The organism is Azospirillum sp. A26, from assembly GCF_042604635.1.
Lineage (GTDB): Bacteria > Pseudomonadota > Alphaproteobacteria > Azospirillales > Azospirillaceae > Azospirillum > Azospirillum palustre.
Genome location: NZ_CP170474.1, coordinates 521,512 through 547,890 on the forward strand (window position 1 = coordinate 521,512; position 26,379 = coordinate 547,890).

The window sequence follows — 26,379 nt, forward strand, 5'->3', positions numbered from 1 at the left end:
GCAGTTCGGTGATGTACCTAAGGAAGTTTGCGTACGTAAGTGTACCTACATATCGGGTGGCCGTAGCAGGTGTCCGTATCAGGCCGCGGCCGACGACGGCATCAGGCCGTTCAGCATGTCGATCAGCTGGTCTTCGTCGAACGGCTTCTCCAGCACGGCGATGACGCCGGCCTCGCGGGCACGGGCGAAGGTGGCGGGATCGCCGCGGCCGGACACCATGATGACCGGCATGCCGTGCAGGTCGCCGCGATGGCGCTCCAGGAATTCCAGCCCGCTCATCACCGGCATGTGCAGGTCGAGAACGAGGCAGCCCTTGGGGTTTCCGTCGTAACGGTCGAGGAATTCGCGGCAGGACGAGAAGTCCCGCACATCGAAGGAAAAGGCTTCCAGCAGCGCTTTCAGCGAGTCGCGGACCGGCTCATCGTCGTCGACGATGTGGACGATACCGGCACCCGGCATCCCGCCCGGCCCGCTGCCCGGCTCATTGCCCAGGCGATCCATGACGGCCTCCGAACTTCCATAACAGACAAACAGCGCCGAGGGTGCGGCGCGTCATGGAAGATAAAATGAGGCCGGGGGCACCGATATACGGAGCAATGCGTATGCGGCGCGCTTTTGATGCAGATCAGCCCCCGCCGGGAACGACACCGGCGGCAATCGCCATGCGGACCAGGGTGGGCAGGCTGTCGGCCTGCATCTTCTCCATCACCCGCGCGCGGTGGATTTCCACGGTGCGCGGGCTGATCGACAGCTCGAACGCGATGACCTTGTTCGACTTTCCGGCCACCAGCCAGCGCAGCACGTCGAGTTCGCGCGGCGTCAAAGCCGACAGGCGGGCCAGCACCTCGGGCGGGGCGGAAGCGGCGGGCGGGGGAGCCGGCTGTTCCGGGGCCGCGGCCGGCGGGGGATCCTGCGCCGTCCGGCTGTCCGCCGCGCGGGCCAGGGCGGAGCGCACGGCAGCGAGCAGCGCCTCCTCCTCGAACGGCTTCTCGACGAAGTCCACCGCGCCAGCCTTCATGGCGCGGACGGCAAGCGGCACGTCGCCATGGCCGGTCATCACCACCACCGGGATGGCGTGGCCGTCGCGGGTCAGCCGTTCCTGAACGTCGAGGCCGCTCATCTGCGGCATGCGGACATCGACCAGCAGGCAGCCCGGCCGCGACGGCGCGTCGGACTCCAGGAAGCCGAGCGGGGTGTCGAAGCTCTCCGCCCGGAAGCCGGCGCATTCCAGCAGGACCTGGAGGGAATCGCGGATGGCGTCGTCGTCGTCGACGATGAAGACGGTAAGGTCGGCGGTCATGTCGGGCGCAATGTCAGCTGGCATCGTCGGCATCCGATGCGGACAGGGAAGTCGAGAGGGGGACGGTGAAGGCGAAGCTGGCGCCGGTGGATGGCGGTTCGGCCGGCGGCTCGGTGGGCAAATCGGCAGCCGGCTCCAGCCACAGGCGGCCGCCATGGGCTTCGATGATCGAGCGGCAGATCGACAGGCCGAGCCCCATGCCGCTGCTCTTGGTGGTGACGAAGGGCTGGAACAGCTGGGCGCGCACCGTCTCCGGCACGCCGGGGCCGCTGTCGGTGACGGAAACGCGGCGGAAAGCCTCGTCCGCCGGCTCCAAACCGGTGCGGACGGTCAGCACCCGCTGCCCGCCCGGCGCGCCGCTCATCGCCTCGATGGCGTTGCGGACGAGGTTGAGGATCACCTGCTGGACCTGCACCTTGTCGATCAGCACCTGCGGGTCGGCGGGCTCGAAGTCGAAGCGCACATGCAGGCCGCGATCCTTGGCGCCGACAAGGGCGAGCGCGCTCGCCTCCTCCACCACCTTGTTGAGGGATTCGACGGAGCGGTGGGTCTTGCCCTTCTCGATGAAGCTGCGCAGGTGGCGGATGATCTGGCCGGCGCGGGTGGCCTGGGCGCTCGCCTTGTCGACCATGTCCATCGCCTTGGACACCGTTTCCGGGCGTTCCATCAGGCGCTTGGCGGCCTTGGCGTAGTTGATGACGGCGGTCAGCGGCTGGTTCAGCTCGTGGGCAAGCGTCGAGGCCATCTGGCCCATGGCGCTGACCCGGCTGACATGCAGAAGCTCCGACTGGAGTTCCTGCAAGCGCCGCTCGGTGGCCTGCCGCTCGGTCAGGTCGCGGACGAAGCCGGTGAAGCAGCGCCGGCCGGCGAGCAGCACCTCCCCCACCGCCAGCTCCATCGGGAAGACCGAGCCGTCGCGCCGCTGGCCCGACACGATGCGGCCGATGCCGATGATGCGGCGCTCCCCCGTCCGCCCGTAGCGCTCCAGATAGCCGTCATGCTGCTCGCGGTAGGGGGACGGCATCAGCATGCTGATGTTGCGCCCGGTCACCTCCGCCGCCGTCCAGCCGAACAGCCGTTCGGCCGCCGGGCTGAAGGATTCGATCAGCCCCGTCTCGCCGATGACGATGATCGCTTCCGGCACCGTCTGGAGGATGGAGGCCAGCCGCGCCTCGCGCTCGCGCAGGGCGGTCTCGGCCTGCCGGGAGGCCGTCAGGTCGCGGATGATGCCGATATAGACCGGCGGGCCGTCCTGGCTCGCCTCCCCCACCGACAGATCCATCGGAAAGCAGGAGCCGTCCTTGCGCTGGCCTGTCACCTCGCGGCCGATGCCGATGATCCGGCGCTCTCCGGTGCGGTGATAGCGCTCCAGATAGCCGTCATGCTCCTCCCGGTAGGGGGTGGGCATCAGGATGTTGACGTTGCGGCCGACCACCTCCGCCGCGGTCCAGCCGAACAGCCGTTCGCAGGCGGGATTGAACGACGTGATCCGGCCGCGGTCGTCGATGATGACGACCCCGTCGGGCACGGTGTCCAGCATCGCCTGCAACTGCGACAGAGCACCCAGGTTCTGTTCCCGGTCACCGGCCCGGTTATCATCCCGGCTATCGTCCGCCACGTCCCACCCTCGACCTCTTATCCTTCGTCGGCAACAGAGTAGTTGAGTACAACCGTGGGTCAAGACCGGCGATCAGGGACCGGAGGAAGCCGGGGCGGAGATGGCGCCGCTCAGCAGGGCGTCCTCCTCCAGATCGTCGACGGCGAGGTTCTTGGCCTTGGCCTCCACCTCGAAATCGGCCCAGGAGAGATGCGCCGCCACCAGCCGGTTGACCGCGTGGTTCCACATGCGCTGGGAGTGCGCCCGCAGATCCCTGGTCGTCAGCCCGCGCGCCGCCAGGGCGGCATAATCCGGCAGGCTGTCGGCCGGCCAGTCGGCCAGCAGATCCTCGCGCGACACGCTGATGTGGGCGACCGGCCGCACCCCGCGCCAGGAGCCGGCGACCACGGCGATGCGCGGATCGTCGGGACGCAGATACTCGCCCTGGCTGCGGACCCAATGGTGGTGGAGGTCGAGCACGATGGGCACGATGTCGGCCAGCGGCAGCAGATCGTCCAGGCCGAAGGACATCTCGTCGTTCTCGACCGTCAGCAGATTGCGCGCCTCCTCCGACAGCAGGGCATAACCGCGGCGGAAGCCGGCGATCCCCTCGCCGCGCCCGCCGCCATGGATGTTGACGTGGGCGCCGCGCGGGTGCCAGCCGCCGGTCAGATCCATCATCCGCAGGATGTCGGCATGGTACTCCAGCTCCGCCACCGCATTGTCGAGGGTGGAGGGGGTGGCGCTGTTCAGCACGCAATACTGGTCCGGGTGCAGCCCGATGCGGATGTCCGCTGCCATCGCCTTGCGGCCGGCATGCTCTAGCCCGCTCCGCACCAGCGCCTGCACACCGGGCTGGCGGTAGAGCGGCCGCCCGACCTCGTGCGTGTAGGCCGGCAGCAGCCCGCTGTTGACGCGCAGCAGGCGGCGGTAGGCCGGATGCCGGGCGACCTCGTCCAGTTGCAGATGCAGGGACTGGAGGTTGCGGCGCAGGACCTCCGTCAGCTTTTCCTCGGCACGGGCCGGGCTCAGCTTGCTCAACGTCGCGATGGTGACGGTGCCTGGATTCATGCGCTTGGCAAGTCCGGCATCGCCATCGGGCGGAACATACTGGCAGCACCAGCCGAAACGGGCGGTGGACGGCGGCATCGGAGCGGAGGTGTCGGGCATCGGTCGGCATGATGAAGCGGACGGGCCGCTTAATATGGACCGCGGATCCGGCGCTTCCACCGCAGGCCGATTGCGGCCGGCTTTATCCCATGCGGCGCAGCGCTCCCGTCGCCAGTGTCCGCGGATCCTGGGCTAGAGGCTCCGGGGCCGCCGCTTCGCGCGGCGCGGCGTCGGCAAGGGCTTGCAGCCGGTCGGCCAGGGCGCGTTCCGGGGCGCAGAGCTCCTCGCACAGGGCGCGCATCTCGGCGATGGAGGGGCGCCATTTCCGGCTGCGGCGCCAATGGCGGGCGGCGGCGTCGATCACCCAGGCCGGGTATTCCCCCAGATCCTCGGCCCAGTCGAGCGCCATCATCCGCTCGACCTCGGGCGACAGACCCTTGGCCGGGAAATGGCTGAGCAGGGTCAGCACGCGGCCGAGCAGATGGTCGCAATCGGCCGGGGCCAGCACGGTCCCGGACAGATCCTCCAGGGTCTGGCGGGCGAGCGCCGCCTGCGCAACGGTGACGCCGGCCGGGGGAAACCACTGCTCGATCATGCCGTCGAAGCCATCCTCGCCGAAACGCGGGCGCCGGTCGGTGCGGCCCTGGGCCAGCAGTTCCTGAAGCGGCGGCGGCAGCGTGGCGGTCAACCGGATCCGGCGCTGGGGCGCAGGCAGGGTCGGGTCGAAGGCGGCGGCCGGCGAGGCCGGAAAATGGGGCCGCGACAAAGCGGTGACGGTCGCCCTACCGGGGGCGGCGCTTCTGGATCCTGCGGTCATCGGTCGTCCCTTCATCGCCAAGCGGGAGCGGCGGCGGAGCGGCGGCGCAGTTCGTCGGCGGCAGCGCTCCAGGCACCGAGGCGCTGTTCGGTTGCGGTGGATGTGTGGGCGAACTTGCGGGCCGGAGCGGCGAAGGCCGGGCTGGTGCCGGAGAGGGGGGGAGCCTTGCCGACGGCGGCGTCCTGCGATAGCCACGCCCTCCAGGCCGAGGAGACGTCGCGGTAGCGGTAGCCATGGGCCCGGCAACGCAGGATGAAGCCCTCGATATGGCGGCCGAGGTCGATCTCGGCATGGCGCGCCCTGGCCCAGGCGAGATCGTCGGCGGTCGGCATCCAGCCTTCCGGAACCTCCTGCGCTCGTGCCTGAGTGCTGGTCTGTGTCTCCGCGGGCTCGCCCGAAGCGAGCGAGTCTGGAATCTGTTTGAATTGGACCTGTTCCTGACTCGCCGGCTGACAGGGGCTGTGCGTGGCGGAGTCATCCCTGTCGGCCACCGGAACAGGGCGATGTTCGGCGGTGGCAGCCCGCTGTTCCGTATCCGGCCCGCTGCCGTCCAGGGGCGTGAAGCGCAGGCGGTAGAGGCAGGACAGGCGGGCGCCGTCGCGGCCGCGGCGATGTTCGATGCCGACCAGCCCGAGGTCGCTCAATGCCTGGATGATGCGGTTGACGGTCGGGCGCGACCGCTTGAGCTTGGCGGCCAGCGTCGATTGCGACGGCCAGCACAGGCCGCTGTCGTCGGCGAAGGTGGCGAGTGCTGCCAGGACGGCGAAACCGTCGGCCTCCAGGCCGGGATGGTCGAGCCACCAAGCGGGAATCCGGCCCCATCGGCGCGTGTCGAGAGGGTGTCCGTCGGATGGGGGCGATGTGGATGGCGACGATTTGGCCGACATGGGGAAACTCCGCAAGGCATGGGAAACGGCAGGCGGCCAGCGGGTGAGGCTGCCGGATGGCCGGTGAACTTGCGGGGAAGGATTCCGCCGGTCGTGCCGGCCGTCGAATCGCGGGCAAATGGGACAGAGTCGTTTGTGTCCCGTTGGCCCGCGATTCTGTCCCATCGGCCCGCGACCCTGTCGCCTTTGCCCGCGGTTCGGTCGGCTTTGGTCGCGCCAGCGCTGCGAATCGGATCCGATCCCGTTTGCCCGCGCTTCGCCGGATTCGCGCCGCCGGTCCCCTGGACAGGTTGTCCCACTTGCTCGCGGTTCGGAGGGCGGACTGTCGTTGGGCTGAGCTTGCGGGGGTCTAATGAGTCGATGGCTGCAATAAGCTATTGTGATTGTTCGATAAAATTTATTGGGAAGGGAATTGGTCAGGGGAGCCACCGCGCGCTTTCCCGAAAATCTTCGCCGTGCATCCCCCTCACCCTGACCCTCTCCCCGGGGGGAGAGGGGATTCGGTTCCGTTCGGTCCCATTTGCCCGCGGTTGGGCGGTCCGTCACACGCTGGGCGGCTTGGCTTGTGTCCCGAATGCTCGCGTTTGCGGGCCGTCGCGCCCGGGGCTGTCCCATTTGCCCGCGCTTCGTCGCTGCGGCGCGGCAGAATCGGCGGACCCGAGTCTGTGTCCTGAATCCTCGCGCTTGGTCGGTCTTGCCGCGATTCGCGCTGGGCGGGGCCAAGCCGGCAGCGTTGGGCGGTGCCGTTTCGGTCCAACCGCGGGCATCCGGGACACAGGCGCGGCCAATTCCTACACAAGCGCGGCCAAATGGGACACAGGCCTCGGGCTTCAGTCCTCTCCGCTGGTTGCCTCCGTCCGACACGAACCCCTATCGTGGCCTGTGGCGAGGAGGGATGAGGCATGAGCAAGGCGAACGCGGTCCAGCTGACTCTGTTCGAGATGGAGGACCGCAGTCAGTCCCATATGATCGCGCTTTACGACACGGCACCGCGATTCGTGTTCGTGTCGAAAGGCCGGGGGACCGAGCCGGAGCTGCCGGCCGCCAACGCGTTCGTCCAGTCGGTCCACAAGGAGTTTCCCTTCAAGGACGCCCTGTTCTCGCTGACCTTGCAGCCCGCCCGCATCTACCGCCCGGCCAAGCCCGGCCCCGGCGAGGATCCGACGGAAAAGCGCATGGTCGAGTATGAGGTGTTCCCGTCGGAGCGCGAGCAGATCGTCGAGCAGGTGGTGCGCCGCCTCGCCATGGACCGCTCGCGCCTGTCGCTGATGGGCGACAAGCAGGACCGCGTCCGCGTCCATTTCTCGCTCTACGAGATCCGGCGCGAGCTGCGCGCGGTCAACCGCACCATGGACACGGCCGAGATCCGCGAGGCTCTGGAGATCCTCGCCCGTACCCGGATGATCATCAGCAAGATGCCGGAGAACGGCCGCAAATCGGCGCGGCCGGTTCTGGAATCCTCGGTCTTCCCCACCCTCTACATCCGCCCGCGCACCGGCGAAGGCGGCGAGGAGGACGAGAACGACACCTATCTGGAATTCAACGCGCTGGTCGCCTCGGCCATCCGCAACCTGGAATTCAAGCCGATCTCCTACCAGTGGATCATGCGGCTGAAGAGTCCGGTGGCGCGCTGGCTCTACAACCGCCTGTCCATCGAATATGGCGACCTCGACCTCAGCCGCCTGCCCGACGGCGTTCACGATGTGCCGCCGATGACGCTGTCGGCCGACGACATCATCAACAACAGCGGCATGAACGAGTGGAGCCGGCGGCGCGACACGCTGCGCACCGTGACCTCCGCCGTCGATTCGCTGGTCGAGGAGGGCATCCTCGATCAGGTCGAGAAGACGGTGTCGAAGGATGGCCGGCGCATCAACGACATCGAATACATCATGATGCCGAGTCAGAAATTCCTCGATCAGGTCCGCCGCGGCAATGTCGTGCAGGAGGCGAACGCCGCCACCTTCCGCGCCATCGCCGGCAGCGACGAGCGCCCGAAGGAGTTCCTGCCCATCTCCCCCGGCCAGAGCGTCGAACTGCGCCGCCGCCGCAGCACGCTGCTGGGCGCGCGCAGCGGCCAGGGCGAAGGCTGACCTTTCGAGCGTGAAGCGTGAAGCCTGATGCATCAGGCCTCACGCTTGCCCTCACTCGGCGGGGCCCTTGCCGTCACTATTCAAGTGACCGAAGACGATTGAGCAGTTACTGGCAAGTCGCCTGATATTTCGGTGTGCTCGTGCCGATGTTGAGGGCATAAGCGTGGCAGGTTTTGGTCCACTTGTTGTCTTTGTAGATCCTGACGGTGATGTGATAATAGGTCTGGTCGAGCGTCGTGCTGCCGCCCTTGTGCCACCATTTGGTAATGCCGAGGTCGGTCTTCGCGACGCTGTTGTAGCCATTTTTGATCGACTCGTCCGCCGATTGCTGCAGCGCCATTTGGACGGTGATCTTCGTATCGGGCGCGGTCAGTGCCAATTGTGTCGCCGTGATCGGAGTATAGTTATCGCAGTTGGTTTCGGAGGCGCAGACGTAAGTCGCCGCCGACGTCGCGGTTGCGAACAGACCCGACAGGCCGACGGCAAAGGCGAACGCCAGAGCAAACCGTTTTTTCACCGCTGAATCCTCCTGCACGTGACCGGGGAGCATGAACGCGCGCATTCGCCCGTGAGGCTGGGCTGAGCGCGCGTGCGAGAATGACGTTAATTGCGCTTATGGTTGTTCTCAAGAGAAAGATACCTTTTTAAGGATATAAAGATTAGATACATACAAGTATAAGTATGTCGTGCCTTGCGAGGGTGGCGCATGCCAGGGCGCGCCAAGTGCAGGGTGCCGGTCATCCTCAAGCGTCGGCGCATGGCCGGCCGACATCTGCTCTAATCGCCTCCCCCCAGCGGACAATCCGTCGGCGGGCAGGCGACTTGGGAGATGAGCGATGCAGACGTCCGATGGACGCAGCGAAAAGGAAAAGATGCTGGCCGGCGATCTCTATGACGCCTCGGCCCCGGAGATCCAGGCGGATCAGGCCGCCGCCAAGGAGTGGATGGTCCGCTACAACGCCGCGCTCGCCCTGCCCGCAGGCGACCGGCGTAAGTTGCTGCTGGAGCGCTTCGCCGCGGTGGGCGAGGGAGCGGTCGTCCGCCCGCCCTTCCATTGCGACTATGGTTACAACATCAGCCTCGGCGACGGGGTGTTCCTCAACTTCAACTGCGTCATCCTGGACGTCGTCGCGGTGACCATCGGCGACAAGACGCAGATCGGGCCGGGCGTCCAGATCCTGACCGCCGACCACCCGCGCGACTTCGCCACCCGCGAGGCCGGGCTGGAGTTCGGGCGGCCCATCCGCATCGGCCGCAATGTCTGGATCGGCGGCGCTGCGCTGATCCTGCCCGGCGTCACCATCGGCGACGACGCCATCGTCGGTGCCGGCAGCGTGGTGACGCGCGACGTGCCGGCCGGCGCCACGGTGATGGGAAACCCGGCCAGGGTGCGCTGATCCGCGTCTCCTGTTCTTTCCCGAAATCCTGTTTCCTCAAGGGGGTGCGGCCACGTCCGGTGGTGGCACCCCGTTCCGGCGGCCAATGCTGCGGCCGGGTTCGGAGCCTCTCCGCCCGATGCGGATCCGAAGATTACGAAGTAATCCTCCCTTTGCCGCAAAACGGGAAACGCCCTCTACGGGATGGTTGTTTTTCTTTGGTTGTCACTTAAAATAAAACGATCCCGAGAGATCGGTAAGATAACAAATAATTAGAAACAATCGACGGCGTAAAACATCGCCGCATGTCTTTCAAAAGTCCCCAATAGGATCTGCCGAGAGGCGGGTTTTGAGGGATTTTGTCTGGGAGGATGCCACATGCGCGAGACGCGGCCCCGCTTTCTGCACCGTTTCCTATCCCATGCCGATTTTTTGCATCGGCGCCGCCGCTGGGATGCCGGGCAGTCCTTGCTCCCAGGCCCGAGCACCGTCCGCCCCTGCTTTGCCGTGCTGACGGTTCTGGCGCTGCCGATGCAACTTGACGGCGTGACCGGGCGGTTCGACGGCTGTTGCCTGCTGGTGGCTGCGGAAGCGCCGGGCGAGGATGGCGGGGCCGACAGCACGCTCGACTCCTGGCTTGTCGTGCGCGAGAAGCCGCATGCCAACAACGCCCGGCAGGTCGATACCGTCGCCACCCACACGACGGTGCTGCCGAAATCCGGCGAGGCAAAATCCGGCGAGGCAACGACCGACTGGCGGCTGATGCCCTTCGTCGCCGCCCAGACGTCGGGCGGCGTGGCGGGGCAACCGATCCCGCTGTCCATCGTCGTCACCTCTCCCTACGGCCAGCCGAACCCGCAATATGAGGCGGTCACCTTCGTCCTGATCGACAATCTGCCCGACGGTGCCAGCCTGTCGCGGGGCCAGCGGAGCAGCGACGGGGCCTGGAAGGTGGCGCAGGAGGACCTGTCCGACCTGACCCTGAGCGTGCTGGCCGAAACCGCCGCCCCGCTGACTCTGCACATCACGGCGGTGACCGATCACGGCGGCGGCGTGGTCGCCAGACAGGCGGTGACGCTGGCGGTCCCGCTCTCCGACACCGTTGCGGTCGCCGACGCAGCGGCCAACTCTGCTGCCGAACCTCCGGCGCCGGCGCAGGGGGGCTCGTCGCAGGGAGGCCCGGCGCAGGTCGTGGAGGCGGCGGTAAAGTCGGACATGGCGGAACCGGCGGTGTCCGGAAGCTCTTCCCCGCCTGTACCGCCGGAGCCGCGGCAAAGCGAACCGGAAGTCGTCGAGGCACCGGCCAGTCTGCCAGCCGACCCACCGGCAACCCCGGTGCCGGAGCAGCAAGCCGCTTCCGTCGCTCCGCCGGCTGACCCGCCGGCCGAGGCCCCGGCAGCCGTTCAGCCGCCGCCGGAGCCCCCGGCTGCTCCCGTGGCCGCTCCCCCGCCGGATACCGTCGCCCTTGCCGCCGTTCCGGTGGTGGCCGCTCCTCCGCCGGAGCCGCCGCGGGCGGAGAAGCGGGAAGAGGTGGTGCACAAACCGGCCAAGTTGCCGTCCAACATTCCGGAGGCGGCGCTGATGAAGCGGGGCGACGACCTGTTCGCCCAGGGCGATCTGGCGGGTGCGCGGCTCTATTACGAGATGGTCGCCGAAACCGGCAATGCGAAGGCGGCCCTCGCGCTTGGCCGGACCCACGACCCGCTGGTGCATGAGCGGCTGCATGTCCGCGGCTTGGCCCCCGATCCGGAGCAGGCCGCCGCATGGTACCGGCGGGCGGTCGCCGCCGGCAGCGGGGATGCCGAACAGCAACTGAAGAAACTGACCGACTGGCTTGCCGGAAAATCGCGATAGCCGGGCGCAGCCATCGAGGGGGGAAAGCATCATGAAGGCATCGTTGGTCCGTTTGCTGGCGCTTGGCCGCATGCTTGCGGTGGGGGCCTGCATCGCCGGCGGCGTGTTCGGCCTCGCCGGCACGGCGTCGGCTGCCGATCCGCGCGGCGTCAATGCCAACAGCGGCACCGTCGGCATCGTGTCGGGCGGGGTCGAGGGGACCTATGTGCGCATCGCCGCCGATCTGGCGTCGGTGCTGGACGACGGCGACACGCTGCGCGTCCTCCCCATGCTGGGCAAGGGCTCGGTCCAGAACCTGAAGGACGTTGTGCTGCTGAAGGGGATCGATGTCGGCATCGTGCAGTCCGATGTGCTGGCCTATGCCAAGCGCGAACGGCTCCTGCCCAACCTCGACCGCCGCATCAAATACATCGCCAAGCTCTACAACGAGGAACTGCACATCCTCGCCGGGCCCGACGTGACGCGGATCGAGGATCTGGCCGGCCGCAAGGTCAATGTCGATGTCCAGGGAAGCGGGACCTCGATGACCGCCTCGCTGGTCTTCGACATGCTGGGCATCAAGGTGGAGCCGCAGGCGAACGACCAGGCGCTGGCTTTGGAAAAGCTGCGCAAGGGGGAGATCGCGGCGATGGCCTATGTCGCCGGCAAGCCGACCCGGCTGTTCCGCGACCTGAAGGCGAATGACGGGCTGCATTTCCTGTCGATCCCGATGAGCGCCGCGCTGCTCGACACCTATCTGCCGTCGCGCCTGACCAGCGCCGACTATGACGGGCTGATCAAGCCCGGCGAGCAGGTCGACACCGTGGCGGTCGGTGCGGTGATGGCGGTCTATGGCTGGGAACGCGACCTGGAGCGCCACCGCAAGGTCGCCCGCTTCGTCGACGCCTTCTTCAGCAAGTTCGACGAGTTCCTGAAGCCGCCGCGCCATCCGAAATGGAAGGAAGTCAATCTGGCCGCCGACGTTCCCGGCTGGACCCGCTTCGAGCCGGCGGAGCAGTGGCTGCGTCAGGCGTCGGCGGCGAAGGAGCCGCAGACCGCCGCCGCCAGGAAGGAGGAGTTCCGCAGCTTCGTCGAGCAGCGCGGGGTGCCGCCCCAGCAGGCGGAGAAGCTGTTCGAGCAGTTCCTGCTGTGGCAGGCGCGCTCGCCGCAGTAGGGGGGCGGCAGTAGCAGGCGGCGTCAGGCGCGAAGCTCCTCCGCCAGGAAGTCGGTGAAGCGCGGATCGTCGGCATAGGCGATGTTGATCCGCCTGGGCACCGACTACTCCTGCAGAGCCAGACCGGACAGCTTCGCAATCACTTCTTTCCTGGCAGCAATATCGGTTTCCAGAGTGGAGATCTCCTGTGCGGATTGGCTGCTGTTGCCCATGATCTTCAGGTTGGCTTCGGCTGCCTTCAACTGTTCATTGAGCGCGGTCTGTCTCGCGCGGTCCTTTTCGCTCTCGACACGCATGCCCGCGAGCCTCAACCGAAGGCGATCCAGTTCACGCTTTTCCGAAGCCATCTTCTGCTGCAGCGCAGAGCGGTTGCCCACCAGCCTCTTTGCCTCACGCTCGGCATCGGCCACCCTCGACTGCGACGCGGCCGCCTCCACGCGCAACGCCTCGACCTCCGACCGCGCAGCGGCAAGATGAGCCTCGAAGCCCCCGGACGCACTGCAGCTTGCCGCCGTGAACACGTCGCTGACTTTGCCGGGATCGCACTGCTGGGCCGTGGTCGCGCAGCCCGCTACCACCGGCAGCAATGCCGAGACCAGGACGAAATGCCTTGCCGTCTTGACTTTGAACACGCCTGAACTCCCTGTCCGCCGCAACATCAAACGCCGGTCACGCCCCCGGTCACGCCGGCGAGATCGTTGATCGTGTTGTCCAGCTTCTGCTTTTCGGCGACCAGCTGGGCCTGCTTGGTCCTCATGTAGGTGAGTTCGCTCTTCGAGAGAGTGCCGCCATTGATTCCTGCCTGGAGGTTGTCGATCTTTTCTTGGAGACCGGTCGAGATCTTCACCATGTTCGCACGATCGCGCTCGGCATCCTGCACCCTGAACGCCAGCTGGCCCTTGGAGGCCTGCCCAGACGCAACCTGACGCTGCAGCTGCTTGATTTCAGCCTGCGTATCCTTGGTCACGTCGAGCGAGGCCTGGACGGCTTGGTTGGCCTGGGCGACGTCGTCTTCCAGCTTGTTCTTCTGCAAGGCGTACTGGGCGCTGGCCGAACCGGCTTGCCCCTGTTGCTGGGCGACATAGTAGCCCATCGAGCCGCCGGCCAAGCCTCCGGCCGCGGCCCCCCCCACGCAACCGGCGGCCTTGTTCTTGCTCAGCAGGAGACCGGCCAGGCATCCGAGCGCGGCACCGGCGACTGCGCCCTGGGTCGTATAGCTGGCAGAATAATCCTGCAACGCCCGCTGCTGGGGAGACATATTTTGCGACGCCCTGTTACCGGTCGTCGTGCAGGCCGCCGAAAAAAGAACAATCGTCAGCACTGAGGCAATACGTATTTTCTTCATCATTACTTTAATTTCCCTCATTTCCATCAAAAATGGCAAGACCAAATGCTTGTTACGTCTTCGACGGAGCGAAGGCGCCTGTCAAAATCACAACCAAAGGTTAATTTCCTTAACCCTGTTTGGTGTGGACTTGCCGCGCATTTTATCCGAAAAAGTGCTAACGATATCTTTCTAATTGCTCGCTGGTTGCTGACTTGTCATGCCGACCGCGAAAAATGCGAAGTATGTGGGGATGAGGCGAAGGGAAATATCAATGACCAGGGGACCTGCGCTCGGGACACCGGTGCCGTTTCCGACGGCAGGGCGGGTGGAACGTGGCGATGACTGACGTGCGGCGTCCTGGCCGGGCGGCTGCCGCAGCGGGATTGTTCGGACTGCTGGCTGTGCTTGCCGTCGTGATCGGTTGGCTCGCTCTGGCCGCTTGCGGTCTTTTTCTGCCTGGCGTGGGCTGGCTCATCGATTCCTGTGCCGCGCCGGCGATCGGCCAGGGTCAGGCGGAGCGGCTGCGCGGCGCCGCGCTCGCCGAAGAGGTGCGGCAGTTGGAGCGCCGGCTCGCGCAGGCCGCATCCTGCCCGCCGCCGGCCCAGTCGGCGGCCCAATCGGCCCCGCAGCCGGCGGCCTGCCCCGTGCGACGCTCCGACAGGGTGGTCCTGCTTCTGGACGCCTCGACCAGCATGAAGTGGTCCTACACGCTGGATCCGGGCCTCGAACGCAGGGCCGGCGAGGCGGGCGAGAGGCTGAGGGCAAGCGGAATGGACAGGTCATCCCCTGCCTTCGCCGAATTCCAATCCCTGCTTCGGGAAATCGAAACGGCCCCCGGAACACCGCGCATCGAGCTGGCCAAGCAAGCCCTGACGCAGCTCGCCGATGCCGCCGACGCGCAGACAGGCTTCGACCTGGTCAGCTTCGCCCAGTGCGGGCCGCCGCATCACGAAGGACGATTCTCGCCGGCGCAACGCGCGGACCTGAAGCGCGCGATCAACGGCACCGAACTCCGCAACTCGACCGCGCTTGCGGACGCGCTCGCGGCCTTGCCACGCATGATCCCCCGCGAAGAAGGGACTCCCCGTCCGCTCAACGTCGTTCTGATCTCGGACGGCGGAGACAGCTGCGGTGGCGACCCGTGTGCGGCGGCCGCGCAGCTGGAACGGGAACGTCCTGAAATCAACGTGAACGTCCTCGCCATCACCCGCTCCATCGATGCCCTCCGCTGTATCGCCGACCGGACCGGCGGGCAGTTCATGCAGGCCGGCGACGCCGCATCGCTCGCGCCGCTGCTGAGGACCGCCGCCGGACAGAGCGTGCCAGACCATTGCCGATGAAGCTCCGGCTCACTGCCGGACGGGACGCAAGAGACAAGGAAAAGGGTTAAAGGAATGAGCGTGAATGGGGAAGGCACCAATGGGGAGCCCGCGGATCGACAGGGCCAGGGCGCCACGCCATCCGGCGGCCACGCTCCCGAACGGCCTGCGGTCGTCGTGACGCCCCACCGCCCGTGGGTGGCGCCGGCCATTGCGTGCCTTGTCGCCTCGATCTTGCTGCTTTTCCTCCTGGTTCCGGGGGTGCTGCGCTACCCCGGCGCCCTTGCACCGGAACCGGCCGCCTTCGTGCCGGCTCCCGGCGCCCAGGCCGAAACCAACCGGGCGCTGGAGGAACGCATCGCCAGCCTGCGCCGCCTCGTCGACGCCCGCGTCTGCGTTGCACCGGACGGGTATCGTCTGCCCGGCGGCCCCGCCCCGGACAATGTGCAGCCGCAGGACCATGCGGCACTGCCGGCCCCCCCTCCCGACCGGACCAGGGTGCCGCCCCAGTCCGTTCCGGAGGACCGGCCCTTCTCCGGTTCGCTGCTCGACCTGCTCGACCAAGCGACGGTCCTGGTTCTCCAGAGCGACGCCGCCGGAGAGGTGCAGGGATCGGGCACCGGCTTCTTCGTCGCGCCGGGCCGCATCCTCACCAACCGGCACGTCACAGCCGGCGGCGCCGGACGCAAAATTCACGTGGTCAACCGGGCCACCGGTGTCGTGGCCGCCCAGATCGTCGCGGAAAGCGCCGACGGCGAGCCGGGCTCCCCGGACTTCGCCCTTCTCGGCGTGCCGGACGACCCCGGCGCCAATTCCCGGGTCCCGCTGTCCTTCGCCCCGCCCGCGGAGCGGCTGGTGAACGTCATCACCGCCGGCTACCCCGGCATGGTCCTGGACACGGACCAGCGGTTCCAGCAGCTGCTGCGAGGCGAACGGACCGAGCTGCCGACCGCCGCCGTCACCGAAGGCGTGGTCACCGCAGTGCAATCCGGCGCCGGCACCAACATCGTCCTGCACACCGCGCAGATCACGCCGGGCAACAGCGGCGGTCCGCTGGTCGACCGCTGTGGCCGTGTGCTGGGAATCAACACCTTCATCCAGGCACGCGAGGAAGGCCGCATGAACTATGCGCTCGCCGCCGCCGACGCCGGCCGCTTCCTGGCAGCCAACAACGTCGCGGTGCGCAACGCGACGGGCGCCTGCACGCCCTCGTCCGGTGTCGGCGCCCCGCCGTCCGCCTCCCCGCCCGCCCCCCCTCCGGCCGCGGCCGGGGCACCGGCAACCGCGGCCCCAGGCGCCGGTCAGCCCGCCGCTCCGCGGACGGAGTGACGGATATGGTCCGCAAGCCGATCGCCGACACCACCCTGGCCGGATTGCGCCCGCTGGGCGTCGCCGGACGACGCGTGCTCGATTCCTGGGAACAGATCGACAGCTACCTGCGCAATGCCCCTCAGCCGGGCCTCGCCGACCTGTTCGCCGAACCCGTTGCCCAGCCCGGCGGGCGGATCACCTGGTTCGCGCCGGAGGGAAAGTCGGTCAAGCCCTTCCAGGAGCTGTCCCCGGTCGAGCAGGAGAGCCTGCGCGCCAGCCTGGAGGCGAGGGTTGGCCAGGTGGAGACCATGGCGGCGGCGCTGCTCGGTTCGAGCAACCAGACCGCGCGCCTCATCGGCGAAACCCTCCAGCGCGCCCTGAGCCTTCCGGGAGATGCCGAAGGGATCGAGAAGCTCCTCTTCTCCTTGGACGGGGAGCCGGTGCTCATCAACTGGGGCACCCAACCGGAAGGCATGCCGCCCACCCAGAACCCCCTCAAGGAGTTCATACGCCGCGCGGTCCCGCCGCCCGTGACGCCGCCGCCCGAACCGCCGCAGCCAGAGCCGCCGGTGGCCGCATCGCCGGCGGAGCCTCCGGTCCCGCCGGCGACGATACTTGCGCCGGCGCCGATCCTGGTCGAGCGGCCCTTCGCCTGGTGGTCCCTGCTCTGGCTTCTCTTCGCCCTTCTGATGGCCTGGATTTTCTACCTCCTGATGATCGGGTGCGGCCTCTGGCCTGGAGGAAGCCTCCTGAACCACTGCCCGGTGCGGCCGATGGCGGTGGCTCCGGCCTCCGACCGCGAGGCCGCCCGCACGGACGCGCTGCGCGCCGAACTGGCCTCGCTCGAACAGCGCCTCGAACAGGCGCCCCGATGCGAGCCGCCAGCGGCGAGCGCGCCCCCGCACGCCAATTCCGAGTTCAACCGACGGATGACTGAATCGGGAGCGATGGAAGGCGATCTGACGATCACGCTGATCTGGAACACCCCGGCCGACCTGGACCTCCACGTCCTGTGTCCGGGAGGCGCGGAGATTTCCTTCCGCAACAGCAGCGCCTGCGGCGGTCGGCTGGACGTCGATGCGAACAGCGGCAGCCCAAGCGAACGGCCGGTCGAGAACGTCTTCTTCAGCCACGCCCAGCCGGGCAGCTATCGGATCGAAGTCGACAACTTCAAGGACCGGGATGCCGGGAGAACCAACTTCAAAGTCCGCGTCAAGAAAGGATCCGAGGAGACCGTCTATGACGGCCAGCTCGGACTCAGCGACAAGGTGCGGGTCGTGGACGTGACGATTCCATAAAGAAGCCGGACTGCCCGCCAAATTCCAATCGCCCACCGCCTAGAGTAGATCTTCGAGAAACCAAGGATGTTCGAGCAATGTTGAAAGGCCTGTTCCGCTGGCAAAAAGGCAGCGTCGTCACGCTGATCCCCAACACCGGCATCCAGTTTCTCGATTTCGGCGTGACGGCCGCCTTCGCTGCGCAGGTGCAACAGTATTTCTATTGCCAGCCGCTTGCCGGGGAGTTGGAGGACGGCCGGCAGCCGGTGCAGCTGCATGAGGTCGGCAAAGACGAGGAAAAGCAGTTCTATTACCAGGATCCCGCCACCGGCATGAGAGTGTACTTGGAGGACGGGGACGAGTTCCTGGTCCGTGGCGACCAAGCGCTCGATCTCCTCGCCGGACGCTGGATGCCGGCCCCCGTCCTGCGCATCCTGGAGGACGGGGTGTTCGACGAGGGTCCGTTCAACTGGGCGCGCCTGTTCGTCACCAAGCTGCCGGAGCCGGACGCCGACGGCAACCGGTGGCGGGTGACCCTGGCGCTCGACACCCTTCTCGGAGCACGTCCCGCCGGCAACCGGTACGTCATGCCCGAACCCCGCGACGCCACCGACATGGTACCCTTCGCGCTCGCCACCGGCTTCCGCGACGTGAACCCCTTCCTGACCACCGAATGGGTCCGCTGCTGGCTCCGGGACAACCATCTTGCCGCCGAGAGCGCCCGGTCCAACGGCAAGAAGGTGACGCTGGACAATCTCGCCAATGGCGCCGTGTATTGGGCGCATTACGCGGTCCTGCTGAAGGTGCTGGGTGACGGCGGCGCGCCCGACCGTCCGGCCGGCGCGCCTGAAGGACCGATCCTGCCGCGCCTGCGCTTCATGGACGAGGCGCCCTACGCGCGTGACCAGAAGCCGATCCCGGTTAATCTCGTCATCGACATCGGCAACAGCCGCACCTGCGGGATCCTGATCGAGGACTCCTCCGAAGGGACGCAGCGGCTCGACATGAGCCAAGCCTACCGGCTGGAGTTGCGGGATCTGTCCAACCCGGCCCACACCTATGCCGACCCCTTCGAGAGCCGCGTCGAGTTCCACACCGCCAACTTCAACCTCGGCGCCTACTCGCGCATGTCCGGGCGGCCGGTGCGCGACGCCTTCTGGTGGCCCAGTCCGGTGCGCGTCGGACCGGAAGCGGCCTGGCTCGCCTCGCTGACCGACGGCACGCAGGGGCGCAGCGGGCTTTCCAGCCCCAAGCGCTATCTGTGGGACAAGGCCGAACGCACAACCCCCTGGGTGAACAACGGCGGGCTTTTGCCGGCGGGCGAGCGGGTCCCGCCGATCCGCGGCCCGATCCCGAGCAAGCTCAAGCAGAATGGCAGCAAGCTGAAGCCGGGCGATTTCCCAGGCATGAAGCCAGCCTATTCGCGCCGCTCCCTCTACATGCTGATGCTGACGGAGCTGCTGGCGCATGCGCTGATCCAGATCAACGCCCCGTCCACCCGGGCCCATCGGGCGCGCAGCGAGGAACCGCGCGTTCTGCGCAACGTGATCCTGACGGTCCCTTCTGCGACGCCGGTCGCCGAGCAGAAGGCGCTGAAGGCCCTTGCGAAATCCGCCATCGACCTTCTGTGGGAGGTGATGGACTGGGACGCAGGCCAGCCGCTGCGCCGGCGCCCCGAACTCAAGACCGAATGGGACGAGGCGACCGCCACGCACCTGGTCTACCTTTACAACGAGATCACGCAGAAGTCGCAGAGCGCGCCGCGCGACTTCTTCACGATGATGCGCCGCAACCGCCAGGATTCCGGCGGGAACCCAATGCTGCGCGTGGCCAGCATGGACATGGGCGGCGGAACCACCGATCTCATGATCATCCAGCATGAGGTGACGGACAACGACCGCACCATCCTGCCGCGGCAGCTCTTCCGGGAAGGTTTCCGGCTTGCGGGCGACGACATCCTGAAGCAGGTGATCGAGGACGAGGTGCTGCCCTGCCTGCGGCAGGCGCTCGCGGAGGCGGGGGTGACCTACCCGGACAATTTCCTGGTCGAGCGTTTCAGCAGCGAGCGCGAGGGCATGTCCCAGCAGGATCGGACCCTGCGCGCCCTGTTCGTCAACCAGGTGCTGAGGCCGGCGGCGCTCGCCTTGCTGAGCCGTTACGAGGCGGGTGCGCGGCATGCCGGCGACGAGGAACTGGTCCTGCGGCTGGCTGACAGCTATCCGGCGGACCGGCAACCCCGGCGTGCCGTCATCGACTATGTTGAGGAAGCCGCCAGGCGCAGCGGCGGGACCGGCTTCAACCTCGACCAGGTGGTCTTGCGCAGCCGGCGTTCCAACATCGCCGCGACCATCCGCGGCGTCGTCCGCGGTATGCTGACGGACATCTGCGACGTGGTCCGTTCCTACGACTGCGACGTCCTCCTGCTGTCCGGCCGTCCGTCCTGCTTCCCGGTCATCAAGGATATGATCATAGGCCAAGCGCCGGTTCCGCCCAGCCGGATCGTGCCGATGGACTCTTACGAGATCGGCAACTGGTATCCGTTCCATTCCGCCACGTTCCGGGTCGAGGATCCGAAGACGACCGCGGCGGTCGGCGCCATGCTTTGCCAAGTCTGCGCTGGGCAGGTGGAAGGCATGCTCGTGCGCACCGGCGACTTCCGCATGCGCTCGACGGCTCGCTACATCGGCGTGATGGAAATCAACGACCAGATACGGACGGAGAAGCTGATCTTCTCCGACATCGACCTGGACAGCAACGAGCAGGCCATCAGCCGCACGGTCGCGCTGACGCCGCCGGCCTTCATCGGATACCGGCAGCTCCCCCTGGAGCGTTGGAAGACGACGCCGCTTTACTTCCTGGATTTCCGGAACTCCGCGGATGCCGGCAAGCTGGCGATGCCTCTCTCTGTCACCTTCGAACGCAGGAACCAACCGGTGGAGGACGACGAGGGCGCCCTTGAAGATTTCGACGTGCAGCAGGTCAAGGACGCCGATGGCGAGGACGTGACCGACAGGCTGAAACCTCCGAGCCTCCAGACCCTGCGCGTGGAGCGGGGCCAGGAGGCCGGCTATTGGCTGGACAGCGGCCTGCTCACCATGAACTCGCAGGGCTGAGAGGAAGAAGAATCCCATGATACGCGATAAGGATCAGGCCCTCGGCAAGAGTTCCCTGGCCATGGCGCAGGCGGCCAAGGACGCCTTGGGCTGGATAAGCGACAACGCCAAGCTGGTCGGGCCGGCGCGGTCGGGGCTGGAGCGCAGCCTGAAGACCCACATCGTGGAGGCGAACCGGCTGGCCACCGCCGCCGTGCGCCCGATGTCGGCGGCGGTGTTCGGACCCAGCCAAGCCGGCAAGTCCTTTCTGATCGGCAAGTTCATCACCCCGACCGAGCGGCCGGCCAGGGTGGTGTTCGGCGAAGGCGCCGAACGGGAGGATTTGGACTTCCTGAGCCAAGTCAATCCCCAGGGCGGCAAGGAGACCACCGGCCTCGTCACCCGCTTCTCCATCGCCCCCTATCCCACCCCTCCCGGCTTTCCCGTGGTCCTGCGCCTCCTGCGGGAGGTGGACCTCGTCAAGATCCTGGCCAACAGCTTCCTGTTCGATCTCGCCGGCACCTACGAGCCGCGCGATCCGCTGCATGTTTCCTGGGTCGACCGGGCGGTCGACGAACTGGAGCCGCAGGCCGGCCGCACGCCGGCCCCGGGCCTGCGGATGGAGGATGTGCTGGAACTCCGCGAATATTTCGAGGAGAGCCTGACCGCCCACCCCTACATCCAGATCCCGGAGCTGGCGGAAGCCTATTGGCCGGCGATGGAACGTCTGCTCCCGTTGCTGAGCGGGCCGGCCCGCGTCCGCGCCCTGTCGCCGCTCTGGGGCAACCTGCCGGAGTTCGACGGTCTCTTCACCGAACTGAAGGGCGCGCTCGACCAGCTTGCCCACTCAACCGTAGCCTTCGCCCAGATGGAAGCGATCCGCGACACATCCGCGGGCGTCCTCCATGTCGACCGCATCTACGAACTGGCCCAGAGCAGCGGCCCAGGCGCACAAATCGTCCGGCTGGCGCTGGCCGACCGGACCCAGGTCTCGCTCCGGAAGTCGGTGGTCACCGCCCTGACATCCGAACTGCGCGTGACGCTGGACAGGGCGCCCTGGCCGTTCCTGGAACACACAGACCTTCTCGATTTCCCGGGAGCGCGCTCGCGCGAGGACAAGACGCCCGAGAAGTATCTGAGGCGGGACGTCAAGGCGGGCGAGCGTCCGCCCCGCGAGAATTGCCTGCTCCGCGGCAAGGTCGCGGTGCTGTTCGACAATTACGTCGCCGATCTCGACCTCAACACCATGATGCTGTGCATTCCCGACAGCAACATGGAGGTTGCGAAGCTTCCCGAACTGGTCGAGGGCTGGATCGTCAAGACGCACGGCGCCACCCCCCGGGAGCGCGCCGGGCGCAGCACCAGCCTGCTGTTCTGCATGACCAAGTGCGACCGGCTTTTCGATCTGGCGGCCGGCGCCGGCATGGACCAGCAGATCGAGAACCGCTTTGACACCAACTTCCGGTCCTTCCCCGGCTGGACCACGGAATGGCACCCGAACCGGCCCTTCGACAACAGCTTCATGCTGCGCAATCCGAAGGCGGTCGAACAGCAGAGCATCTTCGTCTACGACGGCCCACCGGCCGATCGGGTGGTGCGCGACGAGGCCGCGCTGACACCGGACTTCGAGAACCGGCTGCTGCCCGCCTTCCGCAAAGCCCTCGCCGAGAATCATCTGGTCCGCACCCATGTGTCCGCTCTGGACCGGAAGGTCGACGCCATGATGGCCTTCAACGACGGCGGCGTGTCGCACCTCGCCGAAGCGCTGGCGCCGGTGTGCGCGCCCGATCTGAAATACGACCAGATCCGGCCGAGAGCCGAAGCGCTCGCCGTGGAGCTGTCGGCCAAGCTGTCGACCTACTTCGATAAGGACGACATCAAGGAACGGCTGAACCGCCGCACGACCCGTGCGATGGAGGCATTTCGCGCCCTCGCCGCATCCGGCAAGCCGATCGGCTTGTTCCTGCAAGAGCTGGGCGTCGACGAACTGGCGCTCCGACAGGCCTATTTCGACTTCGCGCGGCGCGACCGGCATGCCGCCCGGACCGCCGACGCTCCCGCCGCAAAGCCGCCGGCCGACGATTTCGGCATCGACTTCGACGCTCTCGGCGGGTCGGAGGGATCGGCAGCCCCAGCGGCCCCGAGCCAGCCCGCGCCGCGCCGCGAGACCTACGGCAGCGCCGCGATCGCCCGCTGGCTCAGCGGATTGCTGCGCAAGATGGGGGACACCGCCTTCACCAGCTATTTCGGCCTGACTCCGGAGCAGTTCCAGACCTTCGCCGACGAGCTGGAGAGTGGCGCACGGCGGCTCCGCCTGATCGAACGCATCGACGCCCACACCGACAAAGTCATCGGCTACCGCCAGTCTCCGGCGGCGACCGCCGCAGCCGTGGCCCTGGGCACGAGCCTGATCGTCAACGACTTCGTCAGCGACGCCGGACGCCGGCTCATGGAGGAAGCATCCGATCCCGACATCGCCGCGCAGGCGCGCGGCGCCTTCACGGCGGTGCCCCCGCTTTCGCCCGGAGACATGCCGAACCTGCCGGCCGACGAGGCCTCCCTGTCGGCCCTGCGCCGGCAGTTTCCGACGGAATGGGCCAAGGCCTTCCTGGTCCTGACACGCGAGAACGCGTCCTCAAGTGCCGGCCAACTGGTCGATCCGGAACAGAACGCCCGCCTCGGCGCCATTCTCGACGCACTCCACCTTTGACGCTACTCGCCTGCACAGTGAGCCACGATGCGACTGCCTTATGAGATCAAGGACGACGACCATTACCCGAGGGGCGGTGTCGCCGCCGTGGTGATCCCGGCTGCCGCCGGCCGCGCAAGCGGTCCGGTGGACGTGATCATAGCCCAGGAGGATCCCGAATCCCCCTATCTCGGGCAGCGGGGATGGCAGGCGGTCGAGTACCGCTGGCAGGCCTCCCCGGTCCGTGACGAGGGCACCGACCTCGTGGTGTCGCTGGGTGAGCGGGTTACCGCGCTCATCGAGGATTTCACGCCGCTGCGGATCCTGCTGCCGGATCTGAAACTCGAAGGACAGGCGATATGGCAGGGGGTCACCCCCCCCTCCACCACCGTTCCCCCTGCCGGCGATCCGAGCGCCCGGGGCGGCTCCTCCTTTCTGACGGCGCCACCGCCGCCACCACCGCCGCCTGCCCCTCCCCCGCCGCCACTACCCGCCCCTCCCCCTCCCTCTCCGCCCCCCCCACCACCGCCTGCTCCTCCTCCACCGCCGCCTCCTCCGCTTCCGCCTCCGCCACCATCGCCGCCGGTCGATAACGACGGGAAGCGACGCTGGTTGCCGTGGGCCCTCCTTCTCGCGCTGGTCGTGGCGGGGGCCGCCGCCGCTTTCCTGCTGTATCAGCGTGGGCAGGAACAGACGGCCATGGCTCCGCAGCCGGCGCCGTCCCAGGCACCGGTTTCTCCGGTATCCCCACCGCCACCGCCACCGCCACCGCCGACGACGCTGGCCGAACTGCATGAGCGGGGCATAGCCGCCGCCACTGCCGGCAACGCCGACGAAGCTTGGCGGCAGTTCCGCAGGCCGGAGGCCGAGAATTATGGGCCGACGCTGCTGTATCTGGCGCAGTCCCTCGACTCCGTGGAATTCACGCAGGGCCTGTACCGGGAACCGAACGACATTGCGGCGCTCCAGTTCTACGCGCGGGCATGTGCCGCCGGAGAGACCGGCGCATCCGCGGCGCTTGGCCGCCTGGAAACGGAGATGACCCGGCGCGCCGCCGAAGGCGATGTGCTGGCAGGCGAGGCCCTGCGCCTCGAATTGCCCAAGGCGAAGACCGCATGCCGGTGAAATCGGGAGAACGAGCGATGCTTGCGAAGACAGTGAAGGCGGCGCTTCTGGCCGGCGTGTTCCTGGGGAGCCTGGCCGGAGCCGTGCCGCCGGTGGGCGCGGCACAGCCGCTCGCCGTCGAAGGCGTGCCCGGCCTCGACCAGCGCATCCTTACCCGGCCCCTCGCCGCCCTCAGCGCGACCCCTGGGGCCAACCCGGCGGCGGGCGCCGCCGCGCTGCCGACCTTCACGCATTTCTATGTCTTCGAACGCAAGGTCGAAGGCGGCAAGAGCTGGCTGCGCGTCGGCCCGAACCGCAATCAGGCGCCCACCGGCTGGCTTCCGGAGAGCGCGACGGTGCCCTGGCGCCAGGCGGTCGCCCTGGCCTTCAACCAAGCGCCGAACCGTCCTCCGGTCCTGTTCTTCGATCAGCGCCCGCCACTCGACGCGCTGCTCGCCGACCAGCACCGGGGCGAACGCGTCACGCGGCTCGTCGAGGACGCAAGGTCGCGGTCGCTGCCGCCGGACAGCGGTGTCCTGGCCATGGAGCCGCAGCCGGTGGCGGATTTCCGATCTTCCTTCTACCTGCTGCCGATCTTGGAAGCACAGGACGTGCAGGTGCCGGGCGTGCGCCGCCGGGGAGGGACCAAGCTGGTGAAGGTCGCCTCGGTTTCCCTTCCCCTGCCGGACGAGCCGGACGAGGTGACCCAGCAGCAGGCCTTGGCCGAGTTCAAGACCGGGGTGGTCTTCGTCATCGATACCACCATGTCCATGGGCAAATACATCGACCGGACGCGCACGACCGTGCGCCGGGTGATGGAGCGCATCCGTCAATCCTCGATCGGCGACAAGGTCAGCTTCGGGCTCGTCGGCTTTCGGGACGCCCTGGACGGACGGTCCGGCGCCGATTACCTGACGCGCGTCTTCTACCCGCTGCAGGAGACCTTCGACGCCTCGGCCTTCCTGAAATCGATCGAAAAGGTGGAGGAATCCAAGGATTCCAATGCCGGCTTCGTCGAAGACGGCCTCGCCGGCGTCCAGGCCGCGCTGCGCATGGAGAGCTGGCCGAAGTTCGGCGGCCGCTACATCATCATGATCACGGACGCGCCGGTGCGCGAGGCGAACGATCCGCGCAGCTCCACGCGCATCAACCCGTCGGACATGGCGACGGACGCCGGCTCGCCCGACAGGGCGACCGCGATCATCTCCATCCTGCTGAAGACGCCCCAGGGCAAGGAGTATCATTCCCAGGCGGAGAGCCAGTTCAACCAGCTTTCCCGGTTCCGCCCGACGGACCGCCGCTACTCTCTGTCCGTTCCCGACGGCGACCTGGAACGGTTCGGCGCGACGATCGACCAGCTGGCCGATGACATCGTGCAGATGTCGGTGAACGCGTCGCAGGGCCGGATGGCCGGCAGCGCGCCCGCGGCCGCGGCCGCGCCGGCGTCCCCGGTCCTGGACGCGGGACGCGCCATGCAGCTCGCCTGGCTCGGCAACCGGCAGAACACCCGCGCACCCACCGTGCTCGAAGGGTGGGCCGCGGATTTCGACCCGGCCGACCCCATGGCGCGCCAGTCCTTCGACGTCAACGTGCTTCTGACGCGCAACCAGCTCAACGAACTCTATCAAGCCCTGGACGCGATCTCGCAGGCCTCGACACGCCGCCTGGACGCAGCGGGGGGCAGCCAGTCCTTCTTCGCACAGCTGCGCCACGTGCTGGCAACCGCCCAGACCGATCCGACCGCCCTGCAGTCGCTGGACCCCAACTTCGCCAGCCACGTGCCCAACCCGGACGAGGTGCGCAGCCTGAAGGACCTGGTGTCCGGCTTCGTGAACCATCTGCCCTACCAGAGCAGCCTGCTGTCGCACAGGCAGGAGACACTGGAGGCGCTCAGCGACGCCCAGCTCCACGAGCTGCTGACCGGGATCCGGTCCAAGCAGCAGATCTACAAAAGCTATTTCCAGGACGTCGACCGCTGGGTGAAACTCAACCCCGCCGCCGGCCTCGAAGAGGCGGTCTATCCCGTTCCGATCAGCCTGATGCCATGACGGATGCCGGGAAAAGGGAATTGGC

20 protein-coding genes are annotated in these 26,379 nt (G+C 67.5%); 11 read left to right on the plus strand and 9 right to left on the minus strand.

What is annotated here, in order from left to right:
* Positions 1–78: 78 nt before the first annotated feature.
* The 6 genes from ABNQ39_RS26070 to ABNQ39_RS26095 all read right to left on the minus strand — a co-directional run bounded on the left by ABNQ39_RS26070 (position 79) and on the right by ABNQ39_RS26095 (position 5,711).
* Positions 79–501, minus strand: coding sequence for a response regulator transcription factor (locus ABNQ39_RS26070; RefSeq protein WP_376963802.1), 423 nt, complete (start codon positions 499–501; stop codon positions 79–81).
* 124 nt (positions 502–625) lie between these two features.
* The gene (locus ABNQ39_RS26075) at positions 626–1,324 is read right to left on the minus strand and encodes a response regulator transcription factor (protein ID WP_376963805.1); all 699 of its coding nucleotides are present in this window, start codon (positions 1,322–1,324) and stop codon (positions 626–628) included.
* A complete protein-coding gene (locus ABNQ39_RS26080; protein ID WP_376963808.1) occupies positions 1,314–2,918 on the minus strand; it encodes a PAS domain-containing sensor histidine kinase in 1,605 nt (534 codons plus the stop codon). Before ABNQ39_RS26080 ends, ABNQ39_RS26075 begins: the two co-directional genes overlap by 11 nt.
* Positions 2,919–2,990: 72 nt before the next feature.
* Entirely contained in the window at positions 2,991–4,067 is a 1,077-nt protein-coding gene (locus ABNQ39_RS26085) for a UV damage endonuclease UvsE (protein ID WP_376963811.1), read from the minus strand.
* Between the two features lie 82 nt (positions 4,068–4,149).
* A complete protein-coding gene (locus tag ABNQ39_RS26090; RefSeq protein ID WP_376963814.1) occupies positions 4,150–4,824 on the minus strand; it encodes a hypothetical protein in 675 nt (224 codons plus the stop codon).
* Between the two features lie 11 nt (positions 4,825–4,835).
* Positions 4,836–5,711 carry a helix-turn-helix domain-containing protein gene (locus tag ABNQ39_RS26095; RefSeq protein WP_376963817.1) on the minus strand — a complete coding sequence of 292 codons (876 nt, stop codon included), beginning with the start codon at positions 5,709–5,711 and terminating at the stop codon, positions 4,836–4,838.
* Between the two features lie 902 nt (positions 5,712–6,613).
* On the opposite strand from ABNQ39_RS26095, the gene ABNQ39_RS26100 reads away from it, so the two are divergent.
* Positions 6,614–7,804, plus strand: a complete 1,191-nt coding sequence (locus tag ABNQ39_RS26100) for a plasmid replication protein (protein WP_376963820.1) — start codon at positions 6,614–6,616, stop codon at positions 7,802–7,804.
* A gap of 106 nt (positions 7,805–7,910) precedes the next feature.
* Here ABNQ39_RS26100 and ABNQ39_RS26105 read toward each other — a convergent pair whose 3' ends face one another.
* Positions 7,911–8,354 (minus strand): hypothetical protein, encoded by a 444-nt coding sequence (locus tag ABNQ39_RS26105; protein WP_376963823.1) that lies wholly within the window; start codon positions 8,352–8,354, stop codon positions 7,911–7,913.
* Between the two features lie 286 nt (positions 8,355–8,640).
* Here ABNQ39_RS26105 and ABNQ39_RS26110 point away from each other — a divergent pair, with 286 nt between their 5' ends.
* From ABNQ39_RS26110 to ABNQ39_RS26120, 3 genes are all read left to right on the plus strand, one after another.
* Positions 8,641–9,201 (plus strand): sugar O-acetyltransferase, encoded by a 561-nt coding sequence (locus ABNQ39_RS26110; protein WP_376963826.1) that lies wholly within the window; start codon positions 8,641–8,643, stop codon positions 9,199–9,201.
* A gap of 447 nt (positions 9,202–9,648) precedes the next feature.
* Positions 9,649–11,034: a hypothetical protein gene (locus ABNQ39_RS26115; protein ID WP_376963829.1), complete on the plus strand. Its 1,386-nt coding sequence runs from the start codon at positions 9,649–9,651 to the stop codon at positions 11,032–11,034.
* 31 nt (positions 11,035–11,065) lie between these two features.
* On the plus strand, positions 11,066–12,187 hold the full coding sequence (locus tag ABNQ39_RS26120) for a TAXI family TRAP transporter solute-binding subunit (protein ID WP_376963832.1): 1,122 nt from the start codon (positions 11,066–11,068) through the stop codon (positions 12,185–12,187).
* A gap of 104 nt (positions 12,188–12,291) precedes the next feature.
* On the opposite strand, the gene ABNQ39_RS26125 is transcribed toward ABNQ39_RS26120, so the two are convergent.
* A complete protein-coding gene (locus tag ABNQ39_RS26125; protein WP_376963835.1) occupies positions 12,292–12,819 on the minus strand; it encodes a hypothetical protein in 528 nt (175 codons plus the stop codon).
* A 26-nt stretch (positions 12,820–12,845) separates the two neighbouring features.
* The gene (locus ABNQ39_RS26130; RefSeq protein ID WP_376963838.1) at positions 12,846–13,535 is read right to left on the minus strand and encodes a hypothetical protein; all 690 of its coding nucleotides are present in this window, start codon (positions 13,533–13,535) and stop codon (positions 12,846–12,848) included.
* A 317-nt stretch (positions 13,536–13,852) separates the two neighbouring features.
* Here ABNQ39_RS26130 and ABNQ39_RS26135 point away from each other — a divergent pair, with 317 nt between their 5' ends.
* The 7 genes from ABNQ39_RS26135 to ABNQ39_RS26165 all read left to right on the plus strand — a co-directional run bounded on the left by ABNQ39_RS26135 (position 13,853) and on the right by ABNQ39_RS26165 (position 26,354).
* Complete coding sequence (locus ABNQ39_RS26135; protein ID WP_376963841.1) at positions 13,853–14,854, plus strand: vWA domain-containing protein; 1,002 nt, start codon at positions 13,853–13,855, stop codon at positions 14,852–14,854.
* Between the two features lie 213 nt (positions 14,855–15,067).
* Positions 15,068–16,162: a S1 family peptidase gene (locus ABNQ39_RS26140; protein WP_376963844.1), complete on the plus strand. Its 1,095-nt coding sequence runs from the start codon at positions 15,068–15,070 to the stop codon at positions 16,160–16,162.
* Between the two features lie 5 nt (positions 16,163–16,167).
* Complete coding sequence (locus tag ABNQ39_RS26145; protein WP_376963847.1) at positions 16,168–17,442, plus strand: hypothetical protein; 1,275 nt, start codon at positions 16,168–16,170, stop codon at positions 17,440–17,442.
* A 77-nt stretch (positions 17,443–17,519) separates the two neighbouring features.
* Positions 17,520–20,534, plus strand: coding sequence for a virulence factor SrfB (locus ABNQ39_RS26150; RefSeq protein WP_376963850.1), 3,015 nt, complete (start codon positions 17,520–17,522; stop codon positions 20,532–20,534).
* 16 nt (positions 20,535–20,550) lie between these two features.
* Complete coding sequence (locus ABNQ39_RS26155) at positions 20,551–23,223, plus strand: virulence factor SrfC family protein (protein ID WP_376963853.1); 2,673 nt, start codon at positions 20,551–20,553, stop codon at positions 23,221–23,223.
* A 27-nt stretch (positions 23,224–23,250) separates the two neighbouring features.
* On the plus strand, positions 23,251–24,327 hold the full coding sequence (locus tag ABNQ39_RS26160) for a hypothetical protein (RefSeq protein ID WP_376963856.1): 1,077 nt from the start codon (positions 23,251–23,253) through the stop codon (positions 24,325–24,327).
* 17 nt (positions 24,328–24,344) lie between these two features.
* Positions 24,345–26,354, plus strand: coding sequence for a vWA domain-containing protein (locus ABNQ39_RS26165; protein ID WP_376963859.1), 2,010 nt, complete (start codon positions 24,345–24,347; stop codon positions 26,352–26,354).
* The last annotated feature ends 25 nt before the right edge of the window (positions 26,355–26,379 follow it).